The organism is Pedobacter agri PB92 (genome assembly GCF_000258495.1).
GTDB lineage: Bacteria > Bacteroidota > Bacteroidia > Sphingobacteriales > Sphingobacteriaceae > Pedobacter > Pedobacter agri.
In genome coordinates this window covers 1-1,386 of record NZ_AJLG01000326.1, presented here as the reverse complement: position 1 = coordinate 1,386, position 1,386 = coordinate 1, and the positions used below count along the sequence as shown (strand labels likewise).

1 protein-coding gene is annotated in these 1,386 nt (G+C 38.1%); it reads right to left on the bottom strand.

All coding sequences use genetic code 11. From position 1 onward, the window contains the following. Positions 1-181 precede the first annotated feature (181 nt). Complete coding sequence (locus ON09_RS23665) at positions 182-880, bottom strand: ComF family protein (RefSeq protein ID WP_010603549.1); 699 nt, start codon at positions 878-880, stop codon at positions 182-184. Positions 881-1,386 lie beyond the last annotated feature (506 nt).

Genomic DNA, 1,386 nt, shown 5'->3' with positions numbered 1-1,386 from the left:
TATCAAATAGAACACTATCTGTAGAAAAATCAAGTCTAGCGTCAGGGTCAGTGCTGATACGATCTTCTTTCCTGCATCCGAAAACGATACAAGTAAAAATCAACGCAAGAAAAATAAGGCCACGCATAAATCAAACTTAAATAATTTTCGATTTAAAGCAATACATAATTTCATAGCTAACCTATTCAGCGTAAGCCAGCGCAGCAATGCTTACCTTTGCTACACCATTTTTAATCAGCTCGTTCGCACAAGCTTCCAATGTTGCGCCAGTTGTAATTACATCATCAACAAGTAATATATGCTTGCCGCTCAACAACTTTGGATCAGCCACTTTAAATACATCCTGCATATTTTCATACCTGTTGTATCTGCTTTTTTTAGTTTGGCTTTCTGTTTCGGTCGATCTTATTAAATCATTTTCACTAAAAGGGATTTCCATTACACTTGAAATTCCCATGGCAATGAAGCTGCTTTGGTTATAGCCCCGCTTTCTTAATTTTTTATGATGCAATGGTACCGGGATAATTAAGTCAATATTTTCATATAATGAACTTATATTTAGTCTTTCTCCAAGTTTGCTTCCTAAAAAGATACCAATTTCAGTTTTAGCATTGTATTTTAAGCTATGAATCAGATTCTGGACCTTGGCTCCCTTCCTGAAATATAACATAGCCATTGCTGCATTTAACTCAAGTCTGCCCCACAATTGCTTTGCAACTCTATTTTCCGCATGAATATGGTAATCAGTAAAAGGCAAATCATACAAGCATTTGGTACAAATCAAATATTCGCTGTAATATAAAGGAGTGCCACAAGCGTTGCATGGGTTCGGAAACAACAACCCAATTAAATCATATCCCCAACGTTTTAGCGCTAACATAGATCTAATTTATTAAATTATTGTTTAATAAGTTACTGTTTTTGGAAAGCACTGCAACTGCAGTTATATAAGTATCGTCCCGCCCTTTGTTCCAAATCCTCGCTCGTCCCTCGCTGCGGGTTTTCCACTTCGGTCGGGTTTAGATGGCGCAGCCGTTGCACCGAACAAACGACCAATCGCCTGGCATAAACAAGCCAATTACCTCAACCTATTGTACTATATAGAGATATGGTTCAAGCAATAATGGAGACAATCTGTTCATCTGAAGAACTCTCAACATTCAGATTCAGCCCAGGCAACCTTGTAAAACCATTAAAGACTTCAAAAGGTTTTACTCTTTCAATATTTTTTTCTCTTTGAGAAACAGCGTTTTATCCAGGGCTGAGGAATAAAAGGCATTACACTATTTGTGTATTGTGGAATTTTTTCTACTTTTGCAACCCGCTCCGGAGGAGAGGGGTTGTGAATGAAAGTATGGGTCTGGGGGATGTGAGAGGGGAAAAGCC